We start from the raw sequence: 17,609 nt of genomic DNA on the forward strand, positions 1-17,609 counted from the left end.
CGGTGCCCGCGCATAACTCCTGCAATTTGCGCACCGCCCGTTATCCGGCCGCGGAATTATGCAAAATTTGCGGCGGCGTCCGAGAATTGGCAGGAGTTATGCACCCGCGACGGTGGGTGCGGGGCCTTTAGTCGGCGAGGCGGCGGTACTGCACGTCGACCGTGTGGTCGCTGAAGCCGAGCGAGCGGTACAGGTGCACGGCGCCGGCGCTGTCGGCCTCAACGTAGAGGGCGGCCGTGGCGCAGCCGGCATCGCGCAAGCGCTGGATTCCAGCCTGCATGAGCGCGCGTCCGAAGCCGCGACCGGCGGCATCCGGATGCACCCCGACCACGTAAATCTCGCCGATTGCCCCGTCAACCTTGAGCCAGTTGTAGCCGACCATGCGGCCGGAGGTATCCCGCAGAATCAGAAAATCGTCGCTGCTAAACCACGGCTCGGCCTGCCGCGCGGCCAGGTCGGCCTCGGTGATGGCGCCCTGCTCCGGATGGGTCGCAAACACCAGCGCGTTCAGCGCAACCCACTCCGCGTCGTCGATGCCCGGCCGAAACGCGACAATGCTCCCGCCCTCAAGCGAAGCGGATGCCCCGGCCTGCGCCGCGCTCCCGCTCGCTGTTCCCGCCTCCGCCTCGAGCAAGGGCATCCGAAGTTCGAGCAGCGTGCGTGCTGCGACGAAGCGCAGTTCGATGGCCAGGGCCCTGGCCCCTGGATGATCGCCGTGCGACCACATCGTCAGTCCATTCGGAACCGTCTCGACGAGCTGGATCGCCGCCGCGCGCCCCAGCCCGCGTCGCCGCGACTCCGGCGCGATGACCAGGTCGATCTCGCCGCGTCCCGCGAGTGCAGCCCCCACCACGATCCGTTCCGATCCGTCGTCGTCGCCGGCGGCCGCAGCCGTGGCGGCGGAAGCCTCGCCCGCTTCGGATCCGTCACCCTCTCCGTTGGTCGAGCTTGCCGAGACCGCCATCCCGGAAACCGTCACCAGATAGGCGGTCCGCAGGCCGGCGTGCAGGTCGAACAGCGCCTGCTCGTTGAACGGCGCATACCCGTCGAAGGCAAGCGCTTCCGAGGCGACCCGGTGGAAGGTAGCCAGGCCCGCGGCATCCGCTGTACTAAGCGCGAACAGAATGTGGAACTCGTTCATCGTTTTCCTCGTGCACATTGAACCGGTAGCCGACGTTTCGAACCGTGCCGATCAGCGACTCCTGATCGCCGAGCTTGGCGCGAAGGCGCCGCACGTGCACGTCGACCGTGCGGGTGCCGCCGAAGTAGTCGTAGCCCCAGACCTCGCTCAGTAGCTGTTCGCGGGTGAACACCCGAGACGGATGCGCCGCCAAAAACCGCAGCAGCTCGAACTCCTTATAGGTGAGGTCGAGCGGCTTGCCGTGTACCTTCGCCGAGTAACTCGCCTCGTCGATCACGACTCCGGCCGCGCGGATCGTGTTGGAGGGTACGGTATGGGCCAGCCGGCCTGCGGTCAAGCGGATTCGGGCATCCGCTTCGGCCGGGCCAGCGGTGTCGAGGATGACGTCGTCGACGCCCCAATCGGGGCTGACGGCGGCCAGGCCGCCCTCAGTGATCACCAATAGCAGGGGAGTGGAGCTGCCCATGGTGCGCAGAATCTGGCAGAGCGACTTGGCCGCGGCGAGATTGCTGCGGGCGTCGACGAGGAGGAGGTCCGAATCTGGCGCATTGATGAGCTGGTCGGCCTGAGCGGGAATCAGCCTCGCGCTGTGCGACAGCAATGCCAGGGCGGGGAGGACATCATTGTTGGCCGCCGAGGTCAGGATCAACAACTGCGCCACTCGCGCCCTCCAAGCATCTCGAATTTCATACTAGCGTGCCACGAAGCGCGGGCGGTCAGGCACAATAGAGACGTGAACTGGCACTGGAAAACGATCGCGACCGTGTGGGTGCTGGCGATCCTGGGTGCCGTGCTCACCGCGATTCTGGCCACCCCCGCCTCGGCCATCAGCTGGATCGGGCTCACCCTGGCCGTCTGCACCCTCGTCACGCTCGGCCTGCAGATCGCCACCGGCAGCAAAGAGGGCTACGTCAAACGGGTCACGATGAGCATCGCCGGGGCCATCGTGATTCTCGTGGTCGCGACTGTCATCGTCGCCCTGGTCTCCCGCTAGACTCGCAGCATGGATCTGTTAGCGCTAGAACTTTTCTTCCTGGGCCTCCTGGGGCTTGCCAGCTTGTCGATCGCCTGGGTATCGGGCATGGTCGTCTTCAAGCTGTTCCGGGGGCAGCGGTAAGTACGTATGTTTGATCTTCCGGTCGGTTTGCCGTCCGAACTTGTTCCACTCTCCTGGTTGATCGGAGTCTGGGAAGGTTCCGGCGTGCTCGAATACAAAATCGGCGAGGAGTCGGTCAGCCGCACTTTCGGCCACCGCATCAGCTTCAGCCACGACGGCCTGCCGCACCTGAACTACAGTTCGTATACCTGGCTCGAGCCCGAGCCCGAAGCGGATGCCGCCGCCTCCTCCGAAGCGCCCGCCGCCGACTCGGGGAGGCCCGAGCCCTCCGGCGAGGCTGCTGCCCGCGCCGAAACGCAGGCCTCCTCCGAAACGCAGGCCTCCTCTGGAACCGCCGCCGCGGCATCCGCTGAACCGCACGCCGTGAACCTGCCGCCCGAGCTGATGTCGGACGAGAAAACTCCCCTGGTCACTGAAACCGGATACTGGCGCCTCAGCCGTCACCAGGGCGACGGCGACCCCGGCCCCGGCCTGCTGCCGGGCACCGGCGAGCGTCCGTTCACGTCGGCTGCGGCCGTGGAAACGTTGCGCAACCGGGACGGCGGCTTCGACATCGAGGTCACTCTCGTGCACCCCGGAGGTGTCGCCGAGCTGTACCTCGGGCAGGTGAAGGGTCCGCGCATCGACCTCGCAACGGATGCCGTCCTCCGCACCGCGGGCGCCAAGCCCTACGCGGCCGCGACGCGCCTGTACGGCCTCGTCGACAATCACCTGCTCTGGGCCTGGGACATCGCCGCCCTCGGTCAGGATCTGCGCACTCACGCCTCCGGCCGCCTGGCCCGAGTCGAGTAACCCACCAGCATTTGGGACGGGGCCCGGGCCCCGTCCCCGGGCCCAGCTTATAAACTGGGCCCGCGGTCATAAGGTGGGCCCAGCCGTCCGACGAGTCCTCGTGCGCCCGAATAAATCGTGCCGCCGTACTGTTGATACAGATGCACCCCGCAGCCGCCGTCAACCCGGCCGGCAGAATTGAGCGACATGACTGACCCGGTAGCCACCGTCGAAACCACACCACCCCTGGCCCCCCTCTCCCCACTGCTGACCCTGCCCGGCGCGGTCCAGTCTGAAGGAATCGACGCCGGCGTCGCCGCCCACTACGGCAACCCCATGATCGAGCAGCGCTCACTCGCCGCCGGCCGCGCCATCGTCGACCTCTCTCACCGGGGCGTGCTCGGAGTCTCCGGGCCCGACCGCCTCACCTGGCTCAACTCCATCGCCAGCCAGGAGCTCAAAACCCTGAGAGCCGGTGAATCCACCGAGATGCTGCTGCTCGACCCCACCGGACGCCTCGAATACGCCATCCGCGTGCTCGACGACGGCGTCGAAACCTGGCTCCTGGTCGAGGCCGCCGAGCTTCCGGGGCTGCAGAAGTTCCTGGACCGCATGAAGTTCATGCTGCGCGTGCAGGTCGTCGACCACACCCTCGCCTACGCCACCATCGGCGCCATGACGGATGCCCCCGCCACCGTTGGCCTCGCCGCCGCCGCCCCGAACGATGTGCCCCTCACCTGGCTGGATCCGTGGGCTGCCGTCACCCGCGGTGGCTACCAGTACGCCGAGACTCCCGTGCACCCCGGATCGCTCTGGACCTACACCGAAACCCTCGTACCCCGCGCGAGCCTGCCCGCCCTGCGCGACGCCCTCGCCGCGGGAACACTGACGGCCACACCGGCCGACGCCGCAGCATCCGCTTCGTCGGTGCAGATGACCCCGGCCGGACTCCTCGCCCTCGAAGCCCTGCGCATCGCCGCCTGGCGGCCGCGCCGGGCCCGCGAGGTTGATGAGAAGAGCATTCCGCACGAGCTGGACTGGCTGCGCACCGCCGTCCACCTCAACAAGGGCTGCTATCGCGGACAGGAAACCGTGGCAAAGGTGCACAACCTCGGGCATCCGCCGCGTCGTCTGGTCATGCTGCACCTCGACGGGTCGGAGGGCGTGCTGCCCGCCCCCGGCGACCCGGTGCAGGCCGACCGGGTCAGGCCCGAAGGTGAGGCCGAGCGGGTCACCGTCGGCGCCATCACCTCCAGCAGCATCCACTACGAGCTCGGACCGATCGCGCTCGCCGTGATCAAGCGCACCATTCCGGCAGCTTCCACTCTCTACGTCGAGTCAGAGGGAATCAGCATCTCGGCCGCACAGGAGATCATCGTGCCGCAGTCTGCCGGGTCCGTCGCCGACATCCCCCGCCTGCCCCGCCTCGGAATCCGCACCCCCGGTCACTAGGCCGTCCCACCGGGCGGGTTGAGGCTGCGGTCCATATTTTTGCGACGTCAAATCGTGCCGAAGCCGGTATTCGGTGGCTAATTCAGGAAATCCGCCCAGCCGGATGCCGGTGCCCGGGAAATCACGGGTACCGGCATCCGGCTGGGCCGGTTTTTCCTGAATTCGCCCCCACACGTGGCCGTGATTAACCAATCACCCTCGATAGAGTGGGCACATGTCTGCCCCCTACACACTCGTCCTCCTCCGCCACGGCCAAAGCACCTGGAACCAGCAGAATCTGTTCACCGGCTGGGTGGATGTTCGCCTCAGTGAACAGGGCACCAGTGAAGCCGCCCGCGCTGGCGTGTTGCTGAAGGATGCAGGCCTGCTGCCCGACGTGCTGCACACCAGCCTGCTCTCCCGCGCCATCCAGACCGCGAATCTCGCGCTCGAAGAGGCAGACCGCATGTGGATCCCGGTGAAGCGCTCCTGGCGCCTCAACGAACGCCACTACGGCGGACTGCAGGGCCTCGACAAAGCCGCCACCCAGGCCAAATTCGGCCAGGAACAGTTCATGCTCTGGCGCCGCTCCTACGACACCCCGCCGCCCGTGCTCGACGACTCGAGCGAATTCTCGCAGGCGCACGACGCCCGCTACGCCGACCTCGGCTCAGACCTTCCCCGCACCGAATGCCTCAAAGACGTCGTCGAGCGGATGCTGCCCTACTGGAAGTCCGACATCGCGCCCGACCTCCGCGCGGGTAAAACTGTCTTGGTGACCGCGCACGGCAACTCGCTGCGCGCCCTGGTCAAGCACCTCGACGGCATCAGCGACGCTGACATCGCCGAGCTGAACATCCCCACCGGAATCCCGCTCGTCTACCAGCTCGGCGAAGACCTCATGCCGCTTGGCCCTGGTCAGTACCTCGACCCCGAGGCCGCGGCCGCCGGAGCGGCCGCCGTAGCCGCCCAGGGCAACAAGAAGTAGCCCCCCCCGCCCGCACGAGCAGCCCACTCCTCGCGCATAACTCCTGCAAATTCTCAGCCGTGGAAATAAGTCCCGTGCGGTGACCCGGGGCTGGACAACTGTCGGCGCAGGATGTGCAGGAGTTATGCGTCGGGCAGGGTGGTGGATCCACAAAGAAGGCCCCGGAGCGGGTGCTCCGGGGCCTTCTTTGTGCCAAAAATCAGGCGTTGTCGTCCTGGTGCCAGGCGCCGGTACCGAGGTACTGCACCTTCTTGGCGATGGAAACCGCGTGGTCCGCGAATCGCTCGTGGTACCGGCTCGCCAGGGTCGCGTCAACGGTGTCGGCCGCGAGTCCCTTCCAGGTTTCGCCGAGCACGGCGTCGAACACGCTCAGGTGCAGGGCGTCGACCTTGTCGTCCTCATTGCGAATGGTGTCGGCGAGGTGCATATCCTGGCTGGTGAGCAGTTCGGTGAGCATATTCGCGATGACCACGTCGAGTGCGCCCATCTCGGCGAAGGTGCCGCGCAGCCCCTTGGGGATGACCTTGTCGGGGAACCGGTACCGGGCCAGCTGGGCGATGTGGGTGGCGAGGTCACCCATCCGCTCGAGGGAGGCGCTGATGCGCAGGGCGCTGACCACGATGCGCAGGTCGCGGGCGACCGGCTGCTGGCGCGCGAGAATGGTGATGGCGAGTTCGTCGAGCTCGACCGTGAGCTCGTCGATCTTCTCATCTTCGGTGATGGCCTCTTCGGCCAGACCCACGTCGCTCTCATTGAAGGCGCGGGTGGCCTTGTCCATGGAGATCGCGACGAGGCGCGAAATTTCCACGAGTCGCTGTTGAACTTCGGCGAGTTCTTGCTGGAATACATCGCGCATGTGGGTGTTCCTTCCTTGCCGCGCAAACACGCACGATCGAATTTATGATGTCGAATTCAGGTTAACGGCAGGTGCCGCTCACTTGAACACTTTCTAAAGTACAGGTCCCGGCACGGGTGCCGTGCGAACGATGGTCGAAGACTGTCAGTAATCTGTAGAGATGGAATCGACGTGGCTGGTGTTGCTGTCGCTGGCACTCGGACTCGGTGTGGGCGCCGGGTTCGTGTCGCTCGTGCACGTCGCCGAGCGACACGGCCGCCGGGCCTCTGAGGTCGTCAACCCTGCCGTTCCCGATGGTATCGATCAGGTGCTCGACGCCCTCGAGACCGCCGGCGTCGTGCTCGACCCGTCGAACAACGTGATCAAGACCAGCCCGGGTGCCCTCACGCTCGGCCTGGTCTGGAACCAGCAGCTCGTGCACCCTGAACTGCTCGAACTTGCCCGCCGCGTGCGGCTCACCGGCGAGCCGATCAGCGAAGACCTCGTGCTCTCCCGCGGCCCGTTTGGCGACGCGAGCATGCGCTTTCGGGTGCGTCTGGCCCGCCTCGGCACCCGCTACGTGCTCTTGCTGGCCGAGGACCGCACCGAAGCCTTTCGCCTCGACGAGGTGCGCCGCGACTTCGTGGCCAACATCAGCCACGAGCTGAAAACCCCCATCGCCTCCGTCGGCCTGCTCGCCGAGGCGCTCGACAAGGCAGCGGATGAACCGGAGCAGGTTCGCCGCTTCGCCAACCGGTTAACGACAGAGTCGGCCAGGCTCGGCCGCCTCACCCAGGAGATCATCGAACTCTCCCGCCTGCAGGCGCAGGACGCCCTGGCCGAACCGGAGATTCTCAGTGTCGACGACATCGTCGCAGCCGCGGTCGATCAAAGCCGGGTCGTCGCCGAGGCGGAGCGCATTACGATCGTCATCGGCAAGAAGTCCGGCGCCCTGGTTTTCGGTGATGAAGCTCTGCTCATCGTCGCCGTGCACAACCTCGTTGCGAACGCGGTGAACTATTCCCTCGAGGGGTCCCGTGTCGGTGTCGGCGTGCGCCTGCAGAAGGGCATCGTCGAGATCACCGTGACCGACCAGGGCGTCGGAATCGCCGAGGCCGACCTGGACCGAGTGTTTGAACGGTTCTTCCGCGTCGACCAGGCCCGGTCCCGCCACACCGGCGGCACCGGCCTCGGGCTGTCCATCGTCAAGCACGTCGTGCAGAACCACGGCGGCGACATTCGCGTCTGGTCACAGCCCGGCAGCGGATCCACCTTCACCATTCGCCTCCCGGAGGCGGCGAAGCCCGTCGACACCACCCAACCGAAACGAGCCGTCCGTGCGGCGGCAGGAGACACACTATGACACGCATCCTCTTGGTTGAAGACGAGAGCGCACTGAGCGAGCCGCTCAGCTTTCTGCTCGAACGTGAGGGCTACGAGGTCGTCGTCGCCGAAGACGGCCCGAGCGCGATTAACGAGTTCGACCAGAACGGCACCGACCTGATCCTGCTCGACCTGATGCTGCCCGGCATTCCGGGCACCGAGGTCTGCCGGGAGATTCGCACCCGCTCCACCGTGCCGATCATCATGCTCACGGCGAAGGATTCCGAAATTGACATCGTCGTCGGGCTCGAGCTCGGTGCCGACGATTACGTCACCAAGCCCTATTCGACCCGTGAACTGGTCGCCCGCATTCGCGCGGTGCTGCGTCGGCACGAAGACCAGAGCACGGTTGACGCGGACACCATGCTCACCGCCGGTACAGTGCGCATGGACGTGGAGCGGCACGCCGTGACGGTCTCCGGCGAGCTCGTGAACATGCCGCTGAAGGAATTCGAACTGCTCGAATTTCTGCTGCGCAATGCCGGCCGGGTGCTCACCCGCGGCCAGCTCATCGACCGGGTGTGGGGCACCGATTACTTCGGTGACACCAAAACGCTCGACGTGCACATTAAACGCATTCGCTCTCGCATCGAGACGGCACCGTCCGAACCGGTCATGCTCGTCACGGTGCGGGGGCTGGGCTACCGGTTCGAAGCGTAGCCCCGGATACAGCTCAGGCCGCCGACCCGCGAGGGGCGACGGCCTGAGCCAGAAGAACGTTACGCGGCGGGCGTGGCCGTCGGCGTGGGTGTCTCGGTCGGTGCGAGCGTGGGCATCAGGGTCGAATACTCGCCCTGGGTGCCAGAGAGAACGGGCAGCAGCAGTTCGATACCGGTCTCTTCGCCGTACTGGAAGAACACCGGAAACAGCGAGCCGGGCTGGCTGTCCATGTTCTCCAGAATCACCGAGGGGGCGCCGTCGGTGCCGAACGTCACGGTGGTGTTCGCCTCGACCGGAATGTCCTGCGACACCCGGCCGGTGCTGGATTCGTACTGCACGAGCACCTGCTTCAGGGTGTCCGTCGGGTTCACGACGGAGACGATGAGGTTGGCCAGTTCGCCGTCGGTCGAGACCAGCAGGGCGTTGCGAACGTGGATTTCGCCGACGTCTCCGCTCACGCCGTCACTAGCGTTGTACTGAATCGAGGTGGCCTGCGGTGCGAAAAATCCGCACGCGCTCGTGCCCAACAGAATGCCAGCCGCCAAGACGACAGATGCAGCGATGCGCGCTCTCACAAGACCTCCACTTACTGAAAGCAGCGCGCGACAGGGGCCGACGCTGCAAAATTCTCTTTGTAACTAGCTTAGCGGCGTGTGTGAGTGCGCGATTGTCGGTCGGTGCCTCGCGGGGGCGCGCGTACTGTAGCACCTCGTCGCTGTGGTATCCTAGACATCGCTGAAGGGATCACATCCATGCTGTTTCAGGTTGGCGAAACCGTCGTATATCCCCACCATGGTGCCGCGATGATCACCGAGGTCAAGACCCGCATTATCAAGGGTGAAGAGAAGCTGTACCTCAAGCTGAATGTCACCCAGGGCGATCTCACCATCGAAGTTCCCGCCGAAAACGTCGACCTCGTCGGCGTACGCGATGTGATCGGTCAAGAAGGCCTCGATAAGGTCTTCGAAGTGCTGCGCGCACCGTTCACCGAAGAGCCCACCAACTGGTCCCGCCGGTACAAGGCCAATCTTGAAAAGCTGGCCAGCGGCGATGTGATCAAGGTGTCAGAGGTTGTGCGTGACCTGTGGCGCCGCGACCAGGACCGCGGGCTGTCAGCCGGCGAGAAGCGTATGCTGGCCAAAGCGCGTCAGATTCTGATCAGCGAACTGGCCCTGGCGGAAAAGACCGACGAAGAGAAAGCATCCATCGTCCTCGATGAGGTCCTTGCTTCCTAACGTGGGGCCTCCGTGCGGCACTCCTCTGGGGCTCTCCGCAGCCTGACAACTTGCCCGTCACCGTGCGTTCGAAGTGTGAATCAAGTAGCCTCTCCAAGGCGCGAAACTGCACAGCAACCACCCGATGCTTTGGTTTCCTGGAGATCCAAATAACTTATGAGTAGACCTGACCTTCCCCAAATAGCGGTAATCGTTCTCGGGGCTGGAAATGGCACGCGCCTCGGTCGTGCTGAGCCCAAGGCGTTCGTGCACTTAGCGGGACGGCCAACCCTGGCACACGCCCTCGAGGCCGTTTTTGGAATGCGTGAGTCACCGCAAGTCATCGTTACGGTGCCCCAGTCCTTTGTTCCGCTCGCGATCGAGCTGGCACGTTCCGTACCGGGAAACGATGGCGACTCGGTCACCGTGGTCGTCGGCGGTTCAACGCGCCAGCAGTCCGTGGCTGCTGCCTTGCTGCACTTGGCGCCGTCCATCAAGATCGTTCTCGTTCATGACGCGGCCCGGCCGCTCACACCCAGCCTGGTTTTCGATTCCATTGCCGCAGAGGTCGAACGTACACAGGCGGCGGTCGTCCCCGGCCTTCCGGTCGCTGACACGATCAAACGCATCGACGAATTGGGTCTCGTTGTTGAGACCGTGGATCGATCAGTCCTCACCGCTGTGCAGACCCCGCAGGGGTTTCCCCGTGATGAGTTGGTTCGTGCCCACGCGCTGGCGAAGTTCGAATTCACCGACGATTCAGCTCTGGTCGCTGCCGCCGGCTACGCCGTCTCGGTCATAGCCGGTGATTCCCTGGCGTTCAAGATCACCACCGCCTGGGAGCTGCGCCGCGCCGAACAACTGTTCAGTGGATCCGCGGCCGCCGGTATCCGGGTCGGCACAGGAACGGATGCCCACGCCTACGACGACGAGACTCCACTCTGGCTGGGTGGTCTCTTCTGGCCCGGCGTGGCCGGGCTGCACGGCCACAGCGACGGCGATGTCGTCTGCCATGCGATCTGCGACGCAATGCTTTCCGCGGTGCGCCTCGGGGATCTGGGCAGCGTGTTCGGTACGGCCGAGCCACGGTTGGCCGGTGCGCGCGGTGAAGTGTTCCTGCGGGAGACGCTGGCGCTCGTCAAGGATGCCGGGTTTGTCGTTGGCAATGTCTCGGTGCAGTTGGTCGGTAATCGGCCCAAGTTCGCGCCGCGCCGACTTGAATCGGAATCGTTGCTGAGCCACATCCTTAACGCGACCGTCAGCATCTCAGCAACGACCACCGACTCGCTTGGGTTCACGGGCCGAGGTGAGGGCATGGCTGCCATCGCGACGGTACTTCTGCACGCCCGCACCGCGGCCGACCCGGCCATCACCGGGTAGCCGCCCCGTTGCCCACCGGCGTAGCTTTTCACAACTTGCGTGTCACTGAACATACGTGCATACTTAGCACAAACGTGAATATGCTACTCACAATGGTGCGCGTCCCTCACTTACGGAGCCACAGCTGTGGGTGCTCTTGGGTATTCCAAGATTCCTACCTACCGCTCTGGAAGGGCGCGCTTCATGAAACAGATCGCCGTTGATCCTGAACTGTCTGTGTCCGTACTGCGCACAATGTGGAAGATTCGTCGCTTCGAAGAAGCGGTGGAAGACCTCTACGGGCGTGGACTCATGCATGGCACCATGCACCTCTCAATCGGACAGGAAGCCGTGCCGACTGCGGCCTGCCTGGCCCTCAATATCGATGACTACATCACCTCGACGCACCGCGGGCACGGTCACTGCATCGCCAAGGGCGCCGACATGGAACGCATGATGGCCGAACTCCTCGCCAAGGAAACCGGCTACTGCCGCGGGCGTGGAGGCTCAATGCACATTGCCGATACCGCCACGGGAAACCTGGGAGCCAACGGCATCGTCGCCGGCGGCATTCCCATCGCCGCCGGGGCAGCGCTGTCGGCAAAGATGCGCGGAACCAAACAGGTCGCCGTGTCCTTTCACGGTGACGGCGCGATGGGGGAGGGGGCCTGGCACGAGGGTGTCGTGCTCGCGGCCATGTGGCAGCTCCCGGTGGTGTTCCTGTGCGAGAACAACATGTACGGCATGTCGATGCCCGCTGACAAGGCGTTCAATCTGGAGAAGCTGTCCGATCGCGCCAAGGGCTACGGGATTCCCGGAGTGACCGTGGACGGAAACGACATTCAGGCCGTCTACGAAGCAACCCAGGAGGCCGTTGACCGGGCCAGGGATGGCGGCGGTCCGACCTTCATCGAGGCCAAAACGTATCGATGGAGAGGGCACTCGAAGTCCGACAAGAACCTGTACCGCACGCGGGAAGAAATCGAGGAATGGCGACTCCGCGATCCCATTCCCAAATTTGAGGACATCGTGCGTGCAGCGGGAACGCTCACCGACGAAGATCTCGAAGCCATCCGCACGAACGTTCGAACCGAGCTGCGCACCGCCGTTCAGCGCGCCAACGCTGCTCCCGATGCCACCGCGGATGACCTGCTCTCCGCCGTATACGCGAGGTAATGCCATGACTCCCACACAATCAACACTGGCCGCAGTTGAAACCACGGTCATGACCTACGCCGAAGCGATTCGCGAAGCCCTCGCCCTCGCCATGGCCGCCGACCCGACGGTTTTCCTCATGGGTGAAGACGTCGGAACTTACGGTGGTGCCTTCGGTGTAACGGGCGAACTCATGCACACCGTCGGTGCTGACCGAATCCGTGACACGACCATCAGCGAGCTGGGAATCGTCGGACTCGGCGTTGGTGCCGCCATGACGGGTATGCGCCCGATCGTCGAGATTCAATTCTCCGACTTCACTGCTCAGGCCATGGACCAGATTGCCAATCAGGCGGCAAAGATCCACTTCATGCTCGGCGGCGCAGTGAATGTGCCCATGGTCATTCGTGCGCCGGGTGGATCAGGGACGGGGGCGGCGGCTCAGCATTCGCAGAGTCTGGAGGCCTGGTTCGTGCATGTTCCCGGCCTCAAGGTCGTCATGCCGGCCTCGGCGGACGATGCAAAGGGTCTGCTGCTGGCTGCCATCGACGACCCGAATCCGGTGATGTTTCTGGAGCACAAACTCCTCTACAAAACCACCGGTGAGGTCAGCGTCGGGAGCACGCGCATCCCCCTCGGTGTCGCAGCCGTGCGACGTGAAGGTACAGACCTCACCATCATCGCCACCGGCATCGAGGTCAGCCGGTCCCTGGAAGCGGCCGAAGAGCTGGCCAAGATCGGCATCAGCGCCATGGTCGTCGACCCCCGCACGCTGAAGCCACTGGACACCGACACCATTCTTCGCACGGTCAAGGCCACCGGTCGGGTGCTTCTCGTGCAGGAAGCCGTGCGCACGCTCGGGTTCATGTCGGAAATCTCGGCGATCATCGCCGAGTCCGACGCCTTTACGCACCTGCGTGCTCCGATCAAGCGCCTGGCCGGCCTGGACATTCCCATTCCCTACGCTCCGAAGCTCGAACGTGCTGCGGTGCCGCAGGTCGAAGATATCGTGCGGGCTGCCACCGACCTCGTTCGGGAGTGGTGAGATGGCCGACCTGCCACTGACCATGCCCAAAATGTCCATGACCATGGAGGAGGGCACCATGGTCGCCTGGCTCAAAAACGAGGGAGACTTCGTCAAGGCCGGCGAGGCAATTTGTGAAGTGGCGACCGACAAGGTCGACATGGAGGTCGAGTCACCCTTCGACGGAACCCTTGCCAGGATCATGGCTTTTGAAAACGATGTGATCAAGGTGGGAGTGGCCATCGGCATGATCACGACTGACGCCGATGACCTGCTCGGGGGCGTTTTCGACGAGCCGGTTCCCGACGCCTACGTCGAGCCGGCCCGACCGGTCAAACCGGCGACCGTCGCTCCCGCGGCGCCCGAGCCGGTCGTGGCCGTCAGCCTGGCGCCCATCCCCGTCCCGGCAACCGTCGTTCCCGTCGTCGATGGCTGGCTTCCCGCCGTGCCTCTGGCGCGAGTCGTGGCGCAGGAACACGGCCTCAACTTGGCGACGATCACCCCCACCGGCCCCTGGGGCACAATTCGGGTAGCGGATGTTGATGGTGCGGTCGTTCGCGCCGCTGGCCGCTCGCCGATTGCCAGGGACGTCGCGGCAATCGCGCCGGCTGCACCTGCACCTGCATCCGTGGTGCCGCTCGATGCGGCCGCTGGCCGCCGTCGACGCACGCGGCAGCAGGTCGCCCGCGTCATGACGGCCTCGGCGTTGGTACCGCAGTTCACCGCATTTCTGGAGCTCGAGCTGTCGAGTCTGGCGCGAGTGCGCAAGACGGATCTTGGCGGGGCTAGTTGGACGGCCCTTCTGGTTCGGGCGCAGGCGCTCGCCCTCCGCGAGCATTCGCAGCTGAATGCCTTTTGGACGGCTGATGGTGCGGTGCCCAATGTCGACATCGGCATCGCGCTCGCCATCGATGCGCCGAATGGACTTCTGGCGCCCGTGTTGCGAAATCCTGATGCCCTCCCGCTCGCCGACCTGGTAGCGCAGATCAAGGAGGCCATCGTGAGCGCGCGGGAGGGCAAAACTGACGCGTCAAATCTCACCGGCGGTACCAGTGTCTTCTCCAATCTGGGTGGATTCGGGGTGGATTCCTTCAACGCGCTGTTGACGCCGCCGCAGGCGACGGCGCTGTCTGCTGGAGCGGTGAAAGACCGGATCGTCGTGGCGGATGGCTCGTTTGGAGCGAGGCTTACCTGCATTGTGGGTATCACCGTCGATCATCGAGTAGCCGATGGTGGAGACGCTGCTCGTTTTCTCGCTACCCTCAAAGAGATCGTTTCCAATCCACAGCGACTGCTGGGTGGCACCGTTTCCTGAGTAGCCCGGTAATTTCTCCGATCGGAGAAAACGTATTCTTTCTCCCAGGGGAGAACAAGCGAATGGATTGAAATAATGAGTCAAAGAACTGTACGCGTGGCGTCCGAACACGGTCTGCATGCGCGTCCCGCTTCCCTGTTCACCAAGGCTGTCACGCGCAGTGGCATTGCGGTCACCGTCAGCAGGGGCGATAAGACCGCCAACGCCGCGAGCATCCTGGGAGTGATATCCCTGGGCGTGATGTGCGGCGAAGACGTGGTGATCGAAGCGAGTGGCGACGGTTCTGATGTGATCCTCGACGAGCTCGTGGAGTTGCTCGGTCGTACGGACTAGGCCCGAAGTCGTTTCACGAAAGTGTAGTAAAAAATCACGTATGTGATTATGATCTAAATGAACGCAGTCGATGGTGACACTTTCCTGGTCTCAGAGTCGGCACTTCATCCAACGCCGCCAACCCTGTTGCGGCTGAGAAAGGTAGAACAATGATCGGTATCTTGGACCTGGTCGTCAGCGCGGTCGACCCGGCACCTCCCGTTCCATCAGGCGACAACCCCGTTCTGATGGCCTTCACGTGGGGCGCCGAGCAGTTCATCGGGTTGTTTAACGCTTCGGGCGCTGCCTTCATGGGGCTTGTCACGGGCATTCTGCCCACGCTGATCGTGCTGCTGACGCTCATGTACGCGATTACAACCTGGATCGGCGAGGCGCGAATGACTCGGGCTGTCCAGTGGTCGGCTCGCTATGCGATCACGCGATACACGGTCATGCCGGTGATCGCCGTCATCGTGTTAACCAACCCCATGTGCTATTCCTTCGGAATGTATCTTCCAGAACGCCAGAAGCCGGCGTTCTATGACGCAGCCGTTTCGTTCGTGCACCCGGTCACGGCCTTCTTTCCGCATGCCAATGCCGGTGAAATTTTCGTCTGGACGGGCGTTGCCGCTGGAGTGCTCAAGGTCAGCCCGGGATCGTACGCCCAACTGGCGCTGCTCTACTTCGTCACCGGCATCGTGGTGATCTTCATCCGCGGCGTGGTTACGGAATGGATTACCAGGATGCTCATTCGCCGCGAGGGTCTCACCGCGGTTTTCGACGACTACGACCGAGCCTTCGCTGAGGCTTCCGCCGCGTCACGTTCCTCCAAAAAGATCTCCGCTGCTGCGCCCATCGATGGGATGGCTTAAACCATGTCGAACTCTCTCTATAACGATGTCTTCGTCAGCGCCGGCAACGGCGGATGGGGACCCGGACTTCTGGTCAGTCCAAACAGCGAGCGCAACGTTGTGCTCTCGGTCACCGGGGGTGGCATTCACCCCGTCGCTGCCAGGATCGCAGAACTTTCGGGCGCCGAAGCAGTTGATGGATTCACGACGGGAATGGATGACGCTCGCGTTGCGGTCGTCGTCATCAACTGTGGCGGCACGGCCCGAATCGGGGTCTACCCCAAGAAGAAGCTTCTCACGGTTGACGTGTTCCCCGGCGAGCCTTCGGGGCCGCTGGCGAAGTACATCACCGAAGACCTCTTCGTCTCGGCGGTGGGACCGAACAACGTCGCCATCTTCGATGGTGCTCTCACGAACGCTCCCGCGGCAGAAGCGCAGGCCACTGCGCATGTCAGCAGCTCGCGACCAACCGTGGTTCCGCAGGAACGAATCCGCGTACAGCCGCGAAGCAGCTCCGGAAAGAGGGGATTCGTCGGGGCGTTTTCCACCGCGGCGGCAGGATTCGGGGCCATTGTCGGCAACATCATCAACACCCTGTTGTCGTCGGGCCGTCAAGCCATTCAGCTGACTCTTCAGACGATCCTGCCGTTCATGGCGTACGTGAGTCTGCTCATTGGATTCGTCACCTTCACCGGCATTTCAACCTGGATCGCCAACGCGGTGACTCCGCTCACGTCCAGTCCTTGGGGACTGATCCTGCTCGGTGTCATTACGGCGCTGCCCTTTCTCTCGCCCATCCTTGGGCCAGGAGCTGCAATCGCGCAGGTTGTTGGCGTGCTCATGGGCACCCAGATCGCTACCGGCGCACTCCCGATTGCCTACGCCCTGCCGACGCTGTTCGCCATCAACGGACAGGTTGGGTGTGACTTCGTGCCGGTCGGTCTGGCGCTCGGCGAGGCCAAGCCAGAGACAATTGCTGTGGGTGTTCCCGCCGTACTGTTCTCCCGCCTGATCACCTCACCCATCGCAGTCGTCATCGCGTGGTTGGTCAGCTTCCTGCTGTAGACCTGTCCACGCCCCCAGCACGCCAGCCTGACGCGACAACCGGATAGATAGTGAGCATTATCATGAGCCAGTACTTTCACAGCGAAGTCATTTCAATCGGCGAAGACGCCCTTGAAATGGTTGAGGGTGGTGTGGTCATCTTCTTCGGGGAACCGTGTCCGGCTGAACTGGCCGAGGTGAGTATCGTACACAAGTCCATCAAGCACGATCCAGAGCGCGATCCCCAGCCGGGGGACGTGTTGCGGGTCGGCGAGGCCCGAGTCACCGTCACCGCCGTCGGCGAACGAGCGGGTGAAAACCTGCGGCAGCTCGGCCATATCGTGGTTTACTGCAACCCGGCGGCCGGCACGAACCTGCTGCCCGGTGCCCTTCACGCTGAGGGAGAGTTGGGGCTGCCACAACCTGGCGCCACGATTGAACTGATTGCGGGGGCCTAATGGACACCGGTAGATTTGCCCTCTTTCTGCTGGGGGCCCTGCTCCTGAGCGGAGTGTTCAGTTACTTCCAGCAGCGTGCCTACACCGGCGTCACCCGGCGTCTGGCGCAGCAGTTCGGCGGCAATAGCGCCCACGTTCTGGTCTCCGGTCGCAGCAAGGGCATCCTTCGTGGAGCCGTCGTGGTATTGGTTATTGATTCAACCGACCAGGAGGTGCTCGCTGCGGAGGCCATGGTCGGCCGCAGCGTGCTGGCCAAGTTTCGAGTGCGCGCGGAACTTCTGGGGTCCGCGCGCACAGTCGTGGAGCGGGCCACGGGAAAGAGCATGAAGAAGGCCGTTCAGGGGTGCCTGGAACAGGCGGAGATCGTGCGCCGCAAGGGGGCTGGCACCCGTTCTCCGAGTCGTCCGGGCCCGGCGCGTCCCGAGCCCGCCTAGAAGCGACACGGCTGTTCGTTCCGCCGCCGGCCGCGCACCAGCGTCGTCGTGAGCATACTCACGCGTCGCAGGATTCACATAAGTGAGTACGCTAAGCACATAAGTGCAGACAATTTC

Annotated in this window: 20 protein-coding genes; 16 read left to right on the plus strand and 4 right to left on the minus strand. The window is 64.0% G+C overall.

Annotation, left to right across the window (positions count from 1 at the left end; all coding sequences use genetic code 11):
• Positions 1-127: 127 nt before the first annotated feature.
• The gene (gene mshD / locus CJ028_RS09230) at positions 128-1,141 is read right to left on the minus strand and encodes a mycothiol synthase (RefSeq protein WP_161498942.1); all 1,014 of its coding nucleotides are present in this window, start codon (positions 1,139-1,141) and stop codon (positions 128-130) included.
• Positions 1,110-1,802, minus strand: a complete 693-nt coding sequence (locus CJ028_RS09235) for a response regulator transcription factor (protein ID WP_105034965.1) — start codon at positions 1,800-1,802, stop codon at positions 1,110-1,112. Before CJ028_RS09235 ends, mshD begins: the two co-directional genes overlap by 32 nt.
• 72 nt (positions 1,803-1,874) lie before the next feature.
• Here CJ028_RS09235 and CJ028_RS09240 point away from each other — a divergent pair, with 72 nt between their 5' ends.
• From CJ028_RS09240 to CJ028_RS09255, 4 genes are all read left to right on the plus strand, one after another.
• A complete protein-coding gene (locus tag CJ028_RS09240; RefSeq protein WP_105034966.1) occupies positions 1,875-2,135 on the plus strand; it encodes a hypothetical protein in 261 nt (86 codons plus the stop codon).
• A 129-nt stretch (positions 2,136-2,264) separates the two neighbouring features.
• The gene (locus CJ028_RS09245; RefSeq protein WP_105034967.1) at positions 2,265-3,050 is read left to right on the plus strand and encodes a heme-binding beta-barrel domain-containing protein; all 786 of its coding nucleotides are present in this window, start codon (positions 2,265-2,267) and stop codon (positions 3,048-3,050) included.
• Between the two features lie 186 nt (positions 3,051-3,236).
• The gene (gene ygfZ / locus CJ028_RS09250) at positions 3,237-4,481 is read left to right on the plus strand and encodes a CAF17-like 4Fe-4S cluster assembly/insertion protein YgfZ (protein WP_105034968.1); all 1,245 of its coding nucleotides are present in this window, start codon (positions 3,237-3,239) and stop codon (positions 4,479-4,481) included.
• A gap of 214 nt (positions 4,482-4,695) precedes the next feature.
• Positions 4,696-5,448, plus strand: coding sequence for a phosphoglyceromutase (locus tag CJ028_RS09255; protein ID WP_105034969.1), 753 nt, complete (start codon positions 4,696-4,698; stop codon positions 5,446-5,448).
• A 199-nt stretch (positions 5,449-5,647) separates the two neighbouring features.
• Here CJ028_RS09255 and phoU read toward each other — a convergent pair whose 3' ends face one another.
• On the minus strand, positions 5,648-6,304 hold the full coding sequence (phoU, locus tag CJ028_RS09260; RefSeq protein ID WP_105034970.1) for a phosphate signaling complex protein PhoU: 657 nt from the start codon (positions 6,302-6,304) through the stop codon (positions 5,648-5,650).
• 160 nt (positions 6,305-6,464) lie between these two features.
• On the opposite strand from phoU, the gene CJ028_RS09265 reads away from it, so the two are divergent.
• Entirely contained in the window at positions 6,465-7,646 is a 1,182-nt protein-coding gene (locus CJ028_RS09265) for a sensor histidine kinase (protein WP_105034971.1), read from the plus strand.
• A complete protein-coding gene (locus CJ028_RS09270) occupies positions 7,643-8,326 on the plus strand; it encodes a response regulator (protein WP_105034972.1) in 684 nt (227 codons plus the stop codon). The genes CJ028_RS09265 and CJ028_RS09270 overlap by 4 nt, the downstream gene beginning before the upstream one ends.
• 59 nt (positions 8,327-8,385) lie before the next feature.
• On the opposite strand, the gene CJ028_RS09275 is transcribed toward CJ028_RS09270, so the two are convergent.
• The gene (locus CJ028_RS09275) at positions 8,386-8,901 is read right to left on the minus strand and encodes a hypothetical protein (RefSeq protein WP_105034973.1); all 516 of its coding nucleotides are present in this window, start codon (positions 8,899-8,901) and stop codon (positions 8,386-8,388) included.
• Positions 8,902-9,078: 177 nt separating this feature from the next.
• Between CJ028_RS09275 and CJ028_RS09280 the strand changes: the two genes are divergently transcribed.
• The 10 genes from CJ028_RS09280 (at position 9,079) to CJ028_RS09325 (ending at position 17,492) form a co-directional block, all read left to right on the plus strand.
• Positions 9,079-9,561, plus strand: a complete 483-nt coding sequence (locus tag CJ028_RS09280; protein ID WP_105034974.1) for a CarD family transcriptional regulator — start codon at positions 9,079-9,081, stop codon at positions 9,559-9,561.
• A 156-nt stretch (positions 9,562-9,717) separates the two neighbouring features.
• Positions 9,718-10,920: a 2-C-methyl-D-erythritol 4-phosphate cytidylyltransferase gene (gene ispD, locus CJ028_RS09285; RefSeq protein WP_105034975.1), complete on the plus strand. Its 1,203-nt coding sequence runs from the start codon at positions 9,718-9,720 to the stop codon at positions 10,918-10,920.
• Between the two features lie 183 nt (positions 10,921-11,103).
• Positions 11,104-12,075: a thiamine pyrophosphate-dependent dehydrogenase E1 component subunit alpha gene (locus CJ028_RS09290; RefSeq protein ID WP_105034976.1), complete on the plus strand. Its 972-nt coding sequence runs from the start codon at positions 11,104-11,106 to the stop codon at positions 12,073-12,075.
• A gap of 4 nt (positions 12,076-12,079) precedes the next feature.
• Positions 12,080-13,099 (plus strand): alpha-ketoacid dehydrogenase subunit beta, encoded by a 1,020-nt coding sequence (locus CJ028_RS09295; RefSeq protein WP_105034977.1) that lies wholly within the window; start codon positions 12,080-12,082, stop codon positions 13,097-13,099.
• 1 nt (position 13,100) lies between these two features.
• Positions 13,101-14,393 (plus strand): dihydrolipoamide acetyltransferase family protein, encoded by a 1,293-nt coding sequence (locus CJ028_RS09300; RefSeq protein WP_105034978.1) that lies wholly within the window; start codon positions 13,101-13,103, stop codon positions 14,391-14,393.
• A 75-nt stretch (positions 14,394-14,468) separates the two neighbouring features.
• Positions 14,469-14,726, plus strand: coding sequence for an HPr family phosphocarrier protein (locus tag CJ028_RS09305; RefSeq protein WP_105034979.1), 258 nt, complete (start codon positions 14,469-14,471; stop codon positions 14,724-14,726).
• Positions 14,727-14,875: 149 nt separating this feature from the next.
• Entirely contained in the window at positions 14,876-15,577 is a 702-nt protein-coding gene (srlA, locus tag CJ028_RS09310; RefSeq protein ID WP_105034980.1) for a PTS glucitol/sorbitol transporter subunit IIC, read from the plus strand.
• Between the two features lie 3 nt (positions 15,578-15,580).
• Positions 15,581-16,621, plus strand: coding sequence for a PTS glucitol/sorbitol transporter subunit IIB (gene srlE, locus CJ028_RS09315; protein WP_105034981.1), 1,041 nt, complete (start codon positions 15,581-15,583; stop codon positions 16,619-16,621).
• 50 nt (positions 16,622-16,671) lie between these two features.
• Positions 16,672-17,058: a PTS glucitol/sorbitol transporter subunit IIA gene (locus tag CJ028_RS09320; RefSeq protein ID WP_205683992.1), complete on the plus strand. Its 387-nt coding sequence runs from the start codon at positions 16,672-16,674 to the stop codon at positions 17,056-17,058.
• Complete coding sequence (locus tag CJ028_RS09325; RefSeq protein ID WP_105034982.1) at positions 17,058-17,492, plus strand: transcriptional regulator GutM; 435 nt, start codon at positions 17,058-17,060, stop codon at positions 17,490-17,492. The genes CJ028_RS09320 and CJ028_RS09325 overlap by 1 nt, the downstream gene beginning before the upstream one ends.
• The last annotated feature ends 117 nt before the right edge of the window (positions 17,493-17,609 follow it).

It is taken from the genome of Cryobacterium aureum (assembly GCF_002954245.1).
Lineage (GTDB): Bacteria > Actinomycetota > Actinomycetes > Actinomycetales > Microbacteriaceae > Cryobacterium > Cryobacterium aureum.